Origin of the sequence: Fulvitalea axinellae (assembly GCF_036492835.1) — a bacterium.
GTDB classification, from domain to species: Bacteria; Bacteroidota; Bacteroidia; order Cytophagales; family Cyclobacteriaceae; genus Fulvitalea; species Fulvitalea axinellae.
The window spans coordinates 82,845-98,383 of record NZ_AP025317.1 but is presented as its reverse complement, the minus strand read 5'-3'; the positions used below and the strand labels follow the sequence as shown (position 1 = coordinate 98,383).

Genomic DNA, 15,539 nt, shown 5'->3' with positions numbered 1-15,539 from the left:
TAATTTTCTTATTTGATAAAATAAATAAAAATACAACGCCATTTCTGTGGAAGTAAGCCCCAATCAGAAATATGTTCTGATAAAAACAAGAACTTCCGTACTCGGATACTTAAAGAAAAGGTAAAAACAATAATATCATATTTGTCAATTTTTTATACTCCTTGCTTTTATAATTTACTTATGAATTCCACATGCAATGAAAACGACTACCGAAGAAACAACAGACAAAAAAAAGAGGGTCGATTTCCCGCAATTATATCTCGATCACCACCAGCGGATGCATACCTACGCTTCCAGAATTCTATTTGATCATGAAGCTTCCGAAGATGTGGTCCACGAAGTTTTCACAGACCTTTGGGACAGGCTTGAAGAGCTAAATGTGGATAATTGGAACGCTTATCTTTTGCGGGCCACAAAGTTCAAATCGTTGAATTACCTGCGCTCCAAACATGAGACCATTGACGAACTGGAAGTATTCGAAAAGATGGGAATCACGAATGGAGCGGAAGAGAAAATAGCATACCAGGATACAGAAAAAGCTTTTAGGGAAGCATTGGAAAGAATACCTTGCCGTTGCCGTGAAGTGTTTCTATTAAGCAGGGATGAGGAATTAAGCTATAACGAAATATCGGCCAAACTCGGAATATCGATCCAAACCGTCAAAAACCAAGTTTCAAAAGCGCTGGGCGTAATACGGGAAGCTTTGCCCGCCTGAATTTTACAAATCACACTTCCTATTTTTTAATTCGGCATATCAAAGTACCGAATCACCCTCTCAGTTTTTATTCTTTATAATCCCATTCAGCATTCTCAAATTTATTTTGGCGTAATTGTCCTGTGCCTTCCTGAAGGACTGGAACATTTATTTTTCAGCACAACCAATTTTTATTTATAATATTAATCAATACAAAGCTTCGCCGTTTATTAAGCGAATATCAAACAAACTACGATAAAAAGTTACGAATCCACTCTCTACTTTACGGCTCCGTAAAATCGCATTATCTCGGATTTTTCTTGTAGTACCACTAAGTTTTTGATGGTACTATTCTAATGAGTTTGAATTTGAAGATTTTCGAATTCCACTTTTCAATAATCCTATCAATTGAAAGTAGCTACGAGGCTACCGATAGGATTAAATCTATTGGAACACACTAACCAAAACCATAATTCGGAATTATGCGATTTGCTTTACTAAGGAAGAATTTAAGCGGAATGACAATGGCGGTTCTTACCGTCATGTTTACGGTACTCAGTTCCGTAGACCTTTGGGCCCAAGAGAATAGAACCGTCAGCGGTAAAGTTCTGGGAGAAAGTAGTGGCGAGCCTCTGATCGGCGCCACTATCAATGTAAAAGGAACGACACAAGGCACCACCACTGATGTGGAAGGCCGTTACAAACTGGAAGTGCCGGCGGACACCGAGATTTTGGTCTTCTCGTATATGGGCTATATTTCTTCGGAAATCGCCATCGGAAATAGGGCTACGATTGACATCAGCCTGAAAGAGGATCGCGAAGTTCTTGAGGAAGTCGTGGTTACGGCCTTGGGTGTTGAGCGTAATGTAAAGGCCTTGGGTTATCAGGTTCAGGAAATAGAAGGTTCGAAACTGGCCGAAGCCAAAGAGGGCAATATCGTTAATTCCCTTTCCGGAAAAATCGCCGGAGTGAATATCGCTAACGGGGTTTCGGGCTTTGGCTCCACTTCCCGGATTATTATCCGCGGAGAAAACTCTCTGAGCGGAGATAACCAACCGCTTTTTGTAGTGGACGGCGTGCCGATCAAAAACTCTACTGACGCCAGAAACAACTCTAAGGTTGACGCCAGCAATATGAACGTCGATTTCGGTAACTACGCAGCCGATCTTAGCCCGGACGATATCGAGTCCGTGTCGGTACTGAAAGGCGCCGCCGCCGCCGCGCTTTACGGATCCAGAGCGGGTAACGGCGTAGTGCTGATCACTACCAAAAAAGGAAACAACGGACGCAAGGGAATAGGGGTGGAGTATAACGCCTCTTTCACTATGGAAACGCCGTTGGTTTCGCCGGACTATCAGGACAAATACGGACAGGGCAAGAATTTCAGCTTCGAATTCTATGACGGAAACGGGTCAGGCGTAGCCGACGGTGTGGACGAAAGCTGGGGACCGTTGCTGGACGGACGCATGATAAAGCAATTTGACTCGCCGACGGCGGGCGGAAAGCGTGGCGCTGACGTTCACAACCTCAACCGCGCCATCACAAACGAAAGCCTTTCCGATCGTGGGGCCATCACGGCAACGCCTTGGGTAGCGCAGGAAGACAATCTGGAAGAGCTGTACCAGACGGCTTTCACCATGTCGAATACTATTTCGCTTTCCAGCAACAACGAGTTCGGTCACTTCCGTACTTCTATCGGAAACACTTATAACCAAGGTCTTTTCGAAAATACGGACCTGAACAGAAACAGCTTCAAGCTCTCGGGCGGATATAACTTGACGGAAAAGCTGAAAGTCAACGCCAACGTCAACTACATCAAGACGGAAAGCGACAACCGCCCGGTAAACGGCTACGGAACGGAATCGATCATGTACCTGCTGATCTGGTACGGTCGCCAAGTGAACACTGCCAACCTCCGCGACTATTGGCAAAAGGATTTGGAAGGAATCCAACAGTTTAACTACAACTACAATTACCACGACAATCCGTTCTTTACGCTTCACGAAAACACTAACGGCGTGGTGAAAAACAGACTGATCGGAAATGTCTCGATGACATACAAGTTCAACGACCAAATCTCGTTGATGGCCCGCGCCGGAACGGACTACGTCGGCGAAAACAGGACTTGGAGACGCGCCTTCAGTACCCAACGATTCAAAGAAGGCCAGTTCCGTCAGGATCTACTCACTTTCCAAGAAAACAACTTCGATTTCCTCCTTAACTACGACAGCGACCAGCAAGCCGACTTCGCATACAACCTCTCGTTCGGCGGCAACCTGATGACGCAACGTGACGACTACAACGCCGCTTCTGCAAATAAACTGGTGGTGCCCGGCGTTTACAACCTCGGCAACAGCGCCATTCCGGTGGTTAATTACCAGGAACGGAAAGAGCGCGAGATCCAGAGCCTTTACGGTATGGCCCGTCTCGCTTACAAAAACGTTCTCTTTGCCGACATCACCGGCCGTAACGACTGGTCAAGCACTTTGCCTTCTGCAAACCGTTCGTACTTCTATCCGTCGGTTGCATTGAGCGGAATCGTTTCGGATATGGTCAAGCTTCCGGAGTTTGTTTCTTTCGCCAAAATCAGGGCTTCTTGGGCGCAAGTGGGCAATGATACCGATCCGTATAACTTGCTCAACTACTACAGCTTCGGCCAGCCGTTCTTAGGCAACCCGACTGCCAGCGAAGACAATGCCGTAGCCAATGACGAACTCAAGCCCGAAATCGCCACTTCCACGGAATTCGGAGCCGATCTTCGCTTTTTCAACGGCAGGTTGGGCATCGACTTCACTTACTATATCAACAACTCCGAAAACCAGATTATCAGGGTTGAGACGCCACAGTCTTCCGGTTATACGGGACGCTGGATCAACGCTGGCGAGATCGAAAGCAAAGGTTTGGAATTGGTATTGAGCGGAACGCCAGTCAAGACTAAGAATTTCCGTTGGGATATCAACCTCAACTGGTCAAGGGACAGAAGTAAAGTGATAGAATTGGCCGAAGGCCTGAAAAACTATACCATCGCCAGCAACAGCGTTCAGGTTTTGGCCAAAGAAGGCGGGCGCATGGGCGACATTTACGGAACAGGTTTCGCCAAAACGCCGGCCGGGGAAGTGATCTACGACAACGACGGGAACCCGGTGGTAAGCAACGAGCTCCGCAATCTCGGAAACTATAATCCGGATTGGATGGCCGGCATCAACAACAGTCTGAGTTACAAAAACCTGAACCTTTCGTTCCTTTTTGACATTCGCCAAGGCGGCGTTATCCTTTCCCGCACCAAGCTTATCGCCAGCACTTCCGGCAACTTGGAGGAGACACTCGTGGGCCGTGACAAGGAATCGGGCGGTTTGCAGTGGACTGACGGAAGCGGAAATGTCCGCCACGACGGAATCATCGGCAAAGGTGTTGTAAATGTGGGAACGGATGAAGCTCCGAACTACGTAGAAAACACCACCATCGTAGCCGCTTCCCAGTACTACAACAAGCACTTCAAGCGCCAGCACGAGGAGCAGGGAATGTACGACGCCTCTTACGTCAAACTTCGCGAAGTGAAACTCAGCTACAGGCTTCCTTCAAAACTTTTGAGCAAAACGCCGTTCCAATCCGCCACATTCTCGCTCGTAGGCCGTAACCTTTTGCTTTGGACAGACAACCCGCACTTCGATCCGGAAGCCATTTCCTTCGGCGGATCAAGGATTGTCCCCGGAGTTGAAAACGCCAATATGCCATCGCTCAGAAGCTATGGATTTAACCTGAATATCAAATTGTAAGGAACCGGTATTAGGTATTTGGTATCAGGTCTTAGGTAGTTGGAATGGAAATCCAGATTCAATACCTAATACTTCAGACCAAATACCTAAGACCAAATACCAACACAGAGATGAAAAACCTAAGACATATATTGCTTCTCTTGGCCGGAATCGCCTTCGCTACGGCCTGTACGGATGATTTCGATGAGATGAACCAAGACCCTAACCGGGCCACCGAAATCCAGAACGCTCCTTACCTTTTGCTGACGCCGATGCAGAAGCGAGCCGTAACCAAGATCTTGGACGAGGCTTGGTCCGGCGGAAACCTGAACGCGCAGTACGCCGCCAAGATCGTATTCACCGATTACGACCTTTATAACTGGGGATCGAATTCCGGAATCTGGAACGACCTTTACAAAAGCGCCCGTGAAGCCCAGACTTTGGAAACTATCGCTCCCGAAGGCTATAAGGTTATCTCCAAAATAATGAAAGTCTGGAGCTTCCAGCAACTCACCGATTTGTACGGCGACATTCCTTACTCTGAAGCGCTCAAGGCAAAGTCGGAGGCCAATTACGCTCCCAAATACGACAGCCAGCAAAGCATTTATACCGAATTGGTAAAAGAGCTTAAGGAAGCCAACCAGTTGCTGAAGCAAACCTACGCTCCCGTACAGGGCGACGTGATCAACGACAGCGATTTCGGAAAATGGCGCAAGCTGTCGAACGCCCTTTTGTTGCGGGTTTATATGAGAATGTCTGAAGTTAACCCATCGGCGGCCGAAGCCGGAATAAAGGAAATCGTCGGTAACGCTTCGGAGTATCCGTTGCTGGCCTCAAACGCCGACAACTCCGTGCTGAAGTATGGCACCACTGGCCCGGACGCCGCGCCACATACCAAAGAGTCGGGCTCCCGCGAAGGCTCGTTCGACGAATACCGTATGAGCGAAACCCTCGAAGGCGTCCTCCGCGATCTTGACGATCCACGCATGGCCCGCTGGTTCCGCCCGACAGCCAAGTCCTTACAGGACGGGACTCCGGAGTTTTCCGGAATGAAAAACGGAATGGCAGACGGCGTAGCCTACAGCTACAAGGGCGGAAGCCTTAACCTTTCGCGTTTCGCTCCATTGTTCTTCGACGAGCCGAACACCGTACAGGGCATTATGATGACTTATTCCGAGCAGGAATTTATCTTGGCCGAAGCCGCCCAGCGCGGGTGGGTTTCCGGTGGCGAAACGCATTACAACAACGCCGTAACCGCTTCTTTCGACTATTGGAAAGTAACCATACCTGCGGATTACCTGCAAAGGGACAAAGTGAAGTGGGACAACAGCTTGGAACGTGTGATGAAACAAAAGTGGTTGTCAAACATGCTTAACGGCTTCGAAGGTTTCAGCGACTACCGCCGTACCGGATTCCCGACGGAAATAACTCCCGGCCCGGACGCCGTTTACGATTACGTTCCTTTCCGTTATGAATATCCTCAGAAAGAACAATCGCTGAACGAAGCGAACTACAACGCTGCGGTTTCGACCCAAGGCGCCGACCAAGTGACTACCAAAATCTGGTGGATCAAATAACTCAGGATTCTCACCTCATGCGAAACGTTTCAACGCTTTCAGAGAGCGGTTCATAATAGATTGGCCCGGGGCAATACGCCTCGGGTCATACCTGTTTTCTGCAATTTTGATTCGTCCGAACATGGAATTTCTTCACTATATTGTTTGCTAGGCTAGGTTTAAACACACAAACCGCATAAGAACTAATCCCAACTCCTCAGACATGAATTTTATCGCAAAGATCAAATCCGTCGCCGTTCTAGCCTTGTTAGTCGGCTTAACAGTCCCAGCAATGTCGCAGACTAAAACGGAGAATGTTTTCCTGATTACTCTCGACGGCCTCCGTTGGCAAGAACTCTACACTGGCGCCGACCCTCAGCTGATTGGTCACAAAGAGTATGTGGATCATCCGGAAGAACTCAAAAAAGCGTTTTGGCGCGATAGTCCCGAGGCGCGTCGACGAGCTTTGATGCCGTTTTTTTGGTCTACGCTAAAAGCCGAAGGCCAACTGCACGGCAACAGACTGAAAGGATCGAAGACGGATTGTACCAACAACATGTGGTTTTCCTATCCAGGCTACAACGAAATCCTTTCAGGGAAAGCCGACGACATCCGCATCCACAGCAACGATAAATTCGACAATCCGAACCCGACGCTGATCGGTTTTGTCAACAAGACTTCCGAATACAAAGGGAAAGTGGCCGCTTTCGGTTCTTGGGATGTTTTTCCGTTTATCATAAATGAAAAAGCTTCCGACTTATACGTCAATGCCGGTTTCAGAAAAGCCAAAGGCGACCTGACACAAAAAGAACGTTTCCTCAACGAATTGCAAGACCAAGTGCCCAGTCCGTGGGGATCCGTCCGTTTGGACGCTTTTACGCATGGCTACGCTATGGAAACCATCAAAAAGGAAACGCCGAACCTGGTTTATATAGCCTACGGCGAAACAGACGATTTCGCCCACGATGGAGATTATGAGGCCTATCTGAAATCTGCCCACCGGACTGACGCGTTTATCAAAGAGCTTTGGGATTTTGTCCAAAATCATCCCAAATACAAAAACAAGACGACATTTATAATCACTACGGACCACGGTCGCGGGACTCAACCGCTGGAAACTTGGCGCCACCACGGAAAGCATATTGACGGAGCTGGACAAATCTGGTTTGCCGCCATAGGCCCGGACACTCCCGCTCTGGGCGAAGTATCTGGAGGCCAATATTACCAAAACCAGATGGCCCAAACCGTAGCCAAACTTTTGGGACTGGATTTTAGGGCCACAGACAAGGAGATCGGCAAAAAAATCGACCCGATATTCAAAAAGCGGACAAAGCTGTGAGGGTTTTTGGTCTTAGGTATTTGGTATTAAGTATTAGGTAGTTGTTCCGAATCAGTACCTAAGACCAAATACTTAATACCAAACCAATAATTTTACTCAGGTCACTACCGAATTATTTTTTGCGTTTTACACGGACTAAGTTCTTTTTTTCGATATATCCTCATTCATTCCCACTAATCGTTTGGGACTAAGCTCATTTTGCATTTTCCGGAGCGATCACTTGCCCGCAAGACCTATCCATATTTAAGGGAAAGAGGCATTTTTATTCGGCCGAAAATTGATAATTTCATTCTCGGACAAAACAATATCAAACCAGAACACCTAGATATCTTATGTCAGCGATCAAGAAATTGGACGACCTGAAAAAGGTTGTCAAAGGCCTTACGGAGAAAAAGAAGCTTGTCCTTGCCGCCGCCGGCGATGAACATTCCCTGCACGCCGTGCACTCGGCTTGGCAACAGGGGCTGATCGAGCCGATATTGGTGGGCGACGAAAGACGAATCCGTCAAGTGGCCGAGCAAGAGGGAGCGGATCTGCACGACGTGAGAATCATACACGAGATTGACCCGAAAAAAACCGTGATGCGCTCGGTGAAGATGATTCACGACCAGCAGGCCGACGTATTGATGAAAGGGCACGTAGGCACGGCCGATCTGCTAAGGGGCGTTTTGCACAAAGACTGGGGACTGCGTACCCGCAAACTGCTTTCGCACTTCGCGTGGTTCGAGATTCCGGCTTACGACAAACTTCTGGCCCTTACCGACGTGGCGATGAATATCGCCCCGAACCTCCGCGACAAGATGGAGATCATCAACAACGCCGTGGAGTTCCTGAACAAACTTGGAATCGACAATCCGAAAGTGGCCGCCGTAGCCGCCGTGGAAATGGTAAACGAGCAGATGCAAGCCACCACCGACGCCGCCCTGCTTTCGATCATGTGCCGTCGCGGACAGATCAAGAATTGCGTAATCGACGGACCTTTGGCTTTTGATAATGCCATCAGTACAGAAAGTTCGGAGCATAAGGGAATTATGAGCGAAGTGGCCGGCCATGCTGATATGCTTCTCGCACCGGACATCGAGGCTGGAAACGTGCTTTACAAAGCCTTCGTATTTTTTGTAAAAGCCAAAGTGGCTTCCGTAATCTTGGGCGCCTCCGCTCCGATAGTGCTTACTTCCAGAGCCGACAGCGAAGAGACAAAACTCAGTAGCATCATGCTTGCTGCCGCCTCAAGTATGAGTCGTGAGGATTTGGAAAAACAGCTTCGCTCATAAACTGTTCTTCCAAAAGAAATAGGCGGATAAGCATGTATATGATTTGGTTAAAGATCAAAAGATCACTCTAAATCAAACCGTCGAAACAAGCAAGTCTAATAGCACAGCGCCTGTGCGTAGACCGTTTACGCTTTACCATTTACTTTGAACTAATTATGCTGAATTATCAGTTACTGATACTCAACCCTGGATCCACATCCACAAAAATCGCTTGGTATTCCGACACCCAAGCGGTGTTCCTCAAAAACGTATCGCATGATGCGGATGAACTCGCTAAGATGGAAACTATTCCGGACCAAATGGGATTCAGGTTCGAAACGATTATAAAAGCGCTTAAAGAGGAAAATCTCCCGCTTGAAGAACTCAGCGTAGTGATCAGCAGGGGAGGGCTTCTCAAGCCGATAGAATCCGGCGTTTACGAAGTGGACGACACCATGATCACCGACCTTATCGAGTCCGAACTGCAGCACGCCAGCAACTTGGGGGCGATGATAGCCAAACGCATCGCCGACGAGTACTGTATCAAGGCCTATATCGCCGACCCTGTGGTGGTGGACGAGATGGAAGCCGTAGCCCGCTATAGCGGACATCCGGAATTTGCCCGCAAATCCGTTTTCCACGCCCTAAACCAAAAAGCGATAGCCAGACAATACGCCCGCGAGACTGGCCGGAAATATGACGAGTTGAACCTGATCGTGGCGCATATGGGGGGCGGAATCTCTGTAGGCCTACACCGCAGGGGCAAAGTGGTGGACGTAAACCAGGCCCTTGATGGCGAAGGCGCGTTCTCTCCCGAGCGTAGCGGTTCGCTTCCCGTAGGCGACGTAATCCGGGCTTGCTACAGCGGAAAATATACGGAGAAAGAAATGTTCTCAAAAGTAGTGGGCCAAGGCGGTTTGGTGGCCTATTGCGGAATTAACGACGTTCGCATAGCGCTGAAACGCTCCGAAGAGGGAGACGAGGACGCCCGTATGGCCTTGAATGCGATCGTTTATCAGGTATCCAAAGAAATTGGAGCCTTGGCGGCGGCTAACTTCGGCCATATAGACGCCATTTTGCTTACGGGAGGAATCGCCCACAACTTATCGTTGATGGACAAAATCCGCGAACGGGTAAGGTTTGTGGCGCCAGTACACGTATTCCCGGGCGAAGACGAAATGAGAGCGCTAATGCAAAACGGCATGATGCTCCTGAAAGGCGAGGTCCAAAGCGTCAAATACGGCGACGCCGAAAAGGGCTAAGGAATCCTCGGTTCGAATAAAATTGACAAGACTCCAAAGGCGGTGATCACAGGCAGTGAAAACCTTTTTTGGAGTCTTTTTTCATATTGATACATCATCCTAAAATATTAAATCCATTCGTACTCCTGTTTTTTTATGTACTTTTGGCCCCGCTTTGGCCGTTATAGCTAAGCACGCAGTGTAAGAACCCTAAATATAATATAGCCTTATATAATAATGGAGACTTGGTTTGAGAGGACGGAGCTTCTGTTCGGAAAAGAGAAACTTGAGATTCTGAAGCGCTCACACGTATTGGTGATGGGCCTCGGAGGTGTGGGCGGATTCGCAGCTGAGATGATCGCCAGGGCTGGCGTAGGCACTATGACCATCGTAGACGGCGACACCGTGGCCCGCAGTAATCGTAACCGCCAATTGGTGGCGTTGGAGTCTACGGAAGGAAAACTGAAAAGCGAAGTGCTTGCGGAACGCTTGCGGAGCGTAAATCCGGATATTAACCTGCATGTCCGCTCGGAATATATGCGAGACGAACGCATGCAGGAACTTATCGACGCTCACGACTATGATTTTGTGGTAGACTGTATCGATACGTTGGCCCCGAAGGTTTTCCTTATCCAAAGAGCCTTGGAGCGGGGATTGAGAATCGTAAGCTCGATGGGGGCTGGCAACAAAACCAACCCGGCTTTGGCTTCTGTCGCGGACCTTTCGCAGTCGTATAATTGCCCGTTGGCGCGTTATGTGCGCAAGCGTCTGCAGAAATTCGGTATCCGTACAGGTTTTCCCGTAGTCTTTTCCTCGGAGTTGGGCGACAAATCGAAAGTAGTGGTGGAACAAGGTGTCAACAAAGCTTCGACGGTCGGAACCGTGTCGTTTATGCCGGCGGTATTCGGCATACATTGCGCCTCCGTAGTGATCAGGCAACTCACAGGCGAGCAGAATTACTTCAAGAAAGTAAAGAAGAAGAAAAAGAAGTCTTCGAAGAAAAAAGGTGGAGACAAAGCATAATCGGACTTAAGCCTCAAGCACTAAGTATTAGGTATATTTCAGCGATATGCCTAATACTTTTTTTATATCCCAGAATGACATTAAGAACTAACCCTATAAAGTTTTTAATAATTTTTAGAATATGTCAACTCCAATATTCCTACTTTTACAGTGTTGACCATTAGTCTAAACACATATCAATACCGCTCTCTGAAAAGGCCGACTTTTTCGGACAGATGCGCCTGAATTAAACCTATTAGAGGTTTGGCAGGATAGCTATGTCCATACGGTTCTCGAATTATTCATTCATCAGAATTCTTTACAAATGAAAATGAATCAGTTTCTGGTTTGTGTGTTCATGATATTCTCGTGTACACATAAATCCGGAAAAAGGCTACCTGATACGAAAAATGGTCTTGATATGGAAAATAAAAATAAACGACTGATACTGGATTTTTATCCGAGAGTTTTCGGCTCATACGATTTCGATTTCGCCGACTCGGTAATTTCCGACGATTATATCCAGCATAATCCGATAGTAAAAACGGGGAAAGCCGGTTTTATGGAATTTCTCACATTTTTGGAGAAGTTGCCTAAACCGGAATCGCCGAAGAAGCCTTTTGTCCGGCTGATATGCGACGGAGATTTTGTGGCTGTCCATCTTCAAGTTGAGTTTATGGGCAAAGAAAACGCTGTACTAGATTTATATCGCTTGGAAAATGGAAAACTGGCCGAGCACTGGGACGCCGTGAGGGAGATTGTAGGAGAAGGGAAAAATGGAAATCCGGTTGTTATCGGGCCAACTGTCCAAACGCAAGAAGGAAACACCGAAGATAATAAGGCTACCGTGTCAACCTTACATAAAGAACTGGCCACAAACAATTTTGAAAGCGCTTATGCCTTCTTGGCTCCCGACCTTATCCAACACGATCCTGATATAGCTAACGGGGTGGATAGCTTTATAAACTACTTTAGGAAGTGCCAACGCTTAGCCACGCATCGAGTCATAGGGGAAGGAGATTTTGTAGTGACCCAGTCTTCTGCTGTGCTTAAGGGGAAACCACATGTTATTTACGGGATTTACAGGCTTTCCGAAGGGAAGATAGCCGAATATTGGTCCGTGAAACAGGCCGTCCCCGAGCAGATGGCCCATTCGAACGGCATGATTTAGCGGATGTAAGAATGAATCGGTTTAAGGGTGATTTTCCGTAAAAGGAACCCCTAACTTATGACTGTTTATTATTTAGCTCATTTATAATTAAATCAAACAATATGAAAGATATAGTGTATTACGTTGCCGTCTCGCTCGATGGTTTTATTGCTGGCGACAACGGTGATATAAGCCAATTCATTATGCAAGGCGAGGGGGTGGACAAATATCGGGAAGACCTGAATGATTTTCGGACCGTAATCATGGGACGCAAGACTTACGAGTTCGGATATCAGTACGGCCTTCCGCCGGGACAGCCCGCATACCCGCATATGGAACATTATATATTTTCGGATTCGATGTCTTTGGACAACACTCACGAATCCGTTCATATTGAGAAAATGGATATCAATAAGGTGAAGAGTTTCAAAGAGAATTCTCCAACCGATATTTATCTATGCGGAGGCGGAGAGTTTGCGGGTTGGTTATTGGACCATGGTCTTGTGGATCGCCTGAAGCTTAAAGTAAATCCTGTTATTCTGGGTTCGGGAACTCCTTTGTTTGGGAGTTCTAAGACAAAAGCTAATTGGAAGTTGATCACAAACGAGTTGTTTTCCGATGGGCTACAGATAGCGACTTATGAATTTCAGAAGTAAACTTTAACCGAAAAGAGAATTCTGGCGCCAGTAACATTCGTGAGGGTATACGAGTGAAGCTGGCGCTTATCTCTTTTCCCCATACGAAATACTATTTTTCGGTTTCGGCGCCAGCAAAACATTCATTACCTATATTCCGGCAATTTTTAACCTATACGGGAGGATAAGCCGTAATCCGAAATACTCTTTCCGAATTAGGCATGATGTCTCATTACATATGCTTTTCGCTCCCTCTCGCCAATACTCAAGAAAGACCCTAAACGTTTTTTACGGATAAATGGGAGGGTTTTTCGTCAAGCGGACACTATAATAGAGGGCTTTACGGCTTTTGGTCGTAAATTTACGAATGGACATTTTTATCGTGTCATATTCCAAGCGGAGCAATAAATTAACAACCATAATTTTTTTCTAGCAGTATGTTTAGATTCAAAATCCACACGCTAGTGACGCTTTTTTTCCTGAGCGTTCTGGCCGTCGCCTGTCAGGCTCCCGAAAAGCCGACGGAGCTTTCCGACATTACGATTATTCCGAAGCCGGCTCAAATAGTGCCTGGCAAAGGTCATTTTGTTATTGACGCTTCTACGTCTATCGTTGCGCCAAATGACAAAGGCGCCAAATTGGTGGCCGATATGTTGGCGGAAAAACTCGCTTTCGCCACGGGACATAAGCCTAAGGTGGTTTCCGAACCTTCTTCCAAGGCGATCAACTTAAAAATCGACAAGACTTTGGGCGAAACCGTAGGTCCTGAGGGCTACAAGTTCACCTCTACTTCGGGCGGAATCACTATCGAAGCTGTTTCGGGTGCGGGACTTTATTACGGTACGCAGACTTTGCGCCAGTTGCTTCCCGCCCAGCTTGAGCAGGCGGCGAGCAAAAACGCCGAAGTCAAGTGGACTGTTCCGGGCGTAACGGTAATCGACCAACCTCGTTTTGAGTACCGCGGTATGCATATGGACGTTTCGCGCCATTTCTTCTCAAAGGCTTATGTCAAGAAATTCATTGACTACATGGCCCTGTACAAGTTCAACAAATTCCATTTCCATTTGACGGATGACCAAGGCTGGCGTTTGGAAATCAAACAATATCCCGAACTCACGGAAGAGGGCGCTTACCGTATCGAGAGCACGCACGACGTAGTGTGTAACGAGAGAGCCAAAGAAGACGAGACTTTCGTGATCACCAAAGAGCTTTTCACCGAGCGTAACGGCAAAACCATGTACGGCGGCTTCTACACCCAAGAGGATATGAAGGAGATGATCGCCTACGCTCAGGCCCGCAACATCACCATTATCCCCGAAATCGATATGCCGGGCCACTTCAAGGCCGCCGTCGATGCCTATGGTGTTTCTTGCACCGGCAAAGGCAGTTGGAGCGGATTCTCTTCGCCGCTGTGCGCAGGCAAGGAGGAAGCTTTCACTTTGGTTGAGAATATCTTGACTGAAGTTTGCGAACTTTTCCCTAGCGAATACATCCACATCGGTGCCGATGAGGTAAACAAAAGTTACTGGGAGAAATGTCCTAAGTGCCAGAAAAGAATCAAAGAGGAAAAGCTTGAGGACGAGCACGAGTTGCAAGCCTACTTTGTTCACCGTGTAGAGAAATTCCTCAACGGCAAAGGCAAGAAGATGATCGGCTGGGACGAGATCCTGGAAGGCGGAATGAGCAAGACAGCCACCATGATGTACTGGAGAGGCTGGGTAAAAGACGCTCCCAAAAAAGCGGTGGAGCAAGGCAACAACGTCATCATGACGCCAACTTCGCACTGTTACTTCGATTATCAGCAGAATGCCGGCAGCCTTGAGCACGTATACGGATTCGATCCCGTTGCGGAGGATATTCCGGCCGAGGCCGCCAAATTGATCCAAGGCGGACAGGCGAACCTTTGGACAGAGTGGATCCCGTCCGAAGACCGCATGGATTATATGGCTATGCCACGTATGATCGCTTTGGCCGAAGCCGTTTGGACCCCAAAATCCGAGAAAAACTGGGATGACTTCGCTGCCCGCGTAACCAAGCATTTCGACCGTCTTGACGTGATGGACGTTCACTATCGTGTGCCAGATATGGATGGTATGTACGCTAACAACGTGTTCATCGACAAAAAGACAGTGAAGCTTAACGCCTCAATGAAAGGCCTTAATATCCGCTATACCGTTGACGGAAGCGAGCCTACGGCAAAATCCAAAGCCTACGAAGGACCGTTTGAGGTAGACAAGAGCATGACGCTCAAAGCCAAAGTGTTCACGAAGATGGGACGTGGTAGCGATACGTACACCACCATTCTCTCTAAAGAAACATACCGCAAGGGTGACGAGGTAAAAGCGTCGAAAGCTGGGTTGGATTGCGCTTATTATGAGTATAAAGAAGGCATCAAGACCGTGGATGCTCTCAAGGATATGAAGCCGAAGAAAAACATGACGGTAGCTACTATCGAAGTGCCGGAATCGGCGGCCAAGAAAAATATCGGTTTGGTATTGACTGGCTATATCAAAATTCCAACCGACAAGGTATATACCTTCCGCCTGCGTTCTGATGACGGATCAAAACTTTATATTGGCGGAAAACAAATTGTTGATAATGACGGACCGCACGGCATGAAGCCACTCACGGCTCAGGCTGCATTGGGCGCCGGATTGCACCCGATCCGCGTAGAGTTCTACCAAGGTGGTGGCGCAAGTGGCCTCAACCTCAAAGTACTCGACGACAACGGCGAGGAAATCGACATCCCGGCTGATTGGTTCGTTCGCAAATAAAAAAATTGGGGAGGACTTTATTCCGCCCGCCCCAATTTTAAAAGCTTAAACGATGCACTCCATATTTTTGGAGAGCGATAATACAAAGCCCGACCAATGAGAATTTGGTCGGGCTTTGTTGTATTTGCTTAGAATGATAT

Annotated in this window: 9 protein-coding genes and 1 pseudogene; all 10 read left to right on the top strand. The window is 47.7% G+C overall.

Annotation, left to right across the window (positions count from 1 at the left end; genetic code table 11):
• The first annotated feature begins 196 nt into the window (after positions 1-196).
• Positions 197-715: an RNA polymerase sigma-70 factor gene (locus AABK39_RS22615; RefSeq protein WP_338395487.1), complete on the top strand. Its 519-nt coding sequence runs from the start codon at positions 197-199 to the stop codon at positions 713-715.
• Positions 716-1,176: 461 nt separating this feature from the next.
• Positions 1,177-4,470, top strand: a complete 3,294-nt coding sequence (locus AABK39_RS22610) for a SusC/RagA family TonB-linked outer membrane protein (RefSeq protein WP_338395486.1) — start codon at positions 1,177-1,179, stop codon at positions 4,468-4,470.
• 110 nt (positions 4,471-4,580) lie between these two features.
• Positions 4,581-6,026, top strand: a complete 1,446-nt coding sequence (locus AABK39_RS22605) for a SusD/RagB family nutrient-binding outer membrane lipoprotein (RefSeq protein WP_338395485.1) — start codon at positions 4,581-4,583, stop codon at positions 6,024-6,026.
• Positions 6,027-6,228: 202 nt separating this feature from the next.
• A complete protein-coding gene (locus tag AABK39_RS22600; RefSeq protein WP_338395484.1) occupies positions 6,229-7,344 on the top strand; it encodes an alkaline phosphatase family protein in 1,116 nt (371 codons plus the stop codon).
• A 320-nt stretch (positions 7,345-7,664) separates the two neighbouring features.
• A pseudogene (locus AABK39_RS22595) lies at positions 7,665-8,618 on the top strand (bifunctional enoyl-CoA hydratase/phosphate acetyltransferase); the annotation flags it as partial.
• Positions 8,619-8,773: 155 nt separating this feature from the next.
• Positions 8,774-9,859 (top strand): butyrate kinase, encoded by a 1,086-nt coding sequence (buk, locus tag AABK39_RS22590; protein ID WP_338395483.1) that lies wholly within the window; start codon positions 8,774-8,776, stop codon positions 9,857-9,859.
• A gap of 216 nt (positions 9,860-10,075) precedes the next feature.
• Positions 10,076-10,861 carry a tRNA threonylcarbamoyladenosine dehydratase gene (locus AABK39_RS22585; protein WP_338395482.1) on the top strand — a complete coding sequence of 262 codons (786 nt, stop codon included), beginning with the start codon at positions 10,076-10,078 and terminating at the stop codon, positions 10,859-10,861.
• A 400-nt stretch (positions 10,862-11,261) separates the two neighbouring features.
• On the top strand, positions 11,262-12,011 hold the full coding sequence (locus AABK39_RS22580) for a nuclear transport factor 2 family protein (RefSeq protein WP_338395481.1): 750 nt from the start codon (positions 11,262-11,264) through the stop codon (positions 12,009-12,011).
• A gap of 101 nt (positions 12,012-12,112) precedes the next feature.
• On the top strand, positions 12,113-12,646 hold the full coding sequence (locus tag AABK39_RS22575; protein WP_338395480.1) for a dihydrofolate reductase family protein: 534 nt from the start codon (positions 12,113-12,115) through the stop codon (positions 12,644-12,646).
• 416 nt (positions 12,647-13,062) lie between these two features.
• Positions 13,063-15,399, top strand: coding sequence for a family 20 glycosylhydrolase (locus AABK39_RS22570; RefSeq protein ID WP_338395479.1), 2,337 nt, complete (start codon positions 13,063-13,065; stop codon positions 15,397-15,399).
• Positions 15,400-15,539: the final 140 nt, after the last annotated feature.

Excerpts from the sequence above, each read along its gene's own strand:
- AABK39_RS22600 (WP_338395484.1), top strand. The coding sequence starts at position 6,229 with ATGAATTTTATCGCAAAGATCAAATCCGTCGCCGTTCTAGCCTTGTTA.
- AABK39_RS22615 (WP_338395487.1), top strand. The coding sequence starts at position 197 with ATGAAAACGACTACCGAAGAAACAACAGACAAAAAAAAGAGGGTCGAT.
- buk (WP_338395483.1), top strand. The coding sequence starts at position 8,774 with ATGCTGAATTATCAGTTACTGATACTCAACCCTGGATCCACATCCACA.
- AABK39_RS22580 (WP_338395481.1), top strand. The coding sequence starts at position 11,262 with ATGGAAAATAAAAATAAACGACTGATACTGGATTTTTATCCGAGAGTT.
- AABK39_RS22605 (WP_338395485.1), top strand. The coding sequence starts at position 4,581 with ATGAAAAACCTAAGACATATATTGCTTCTCTTGGCCGGAATCGCCTTC.
- AABK39_RS22585 (WP_338395482.1), top strand. The coding sequence starts at position 10,076 with ATGGAGACTTGGTTTGAGAGGACGGAGCTTCTGTTCGGAAAAGAGAAA.
- AABK39_RS22575 (WP_338395480.1), top strand. The coding sequence starts at position 12,113 with ATGAAAGATATAGTGTATTACGTTGCCGTCTCGCTCGATGGTTTTATT.
- AABK39_RS22610 (WP_338395486.1), top strand. The coding sequence starts at position 1,177 with ATGCGATTTGCTTTACTAAGGAAGAATTTAAGCGGAATGACAATGGCG.
- AABK39_RS22570 (WP_338395479.1), top strand. The coding sequence starts at position 13,063 with ATGTTTAGATTCAAAATCCACACGCTAGTGACGCTTTTTTTCCTGAGC.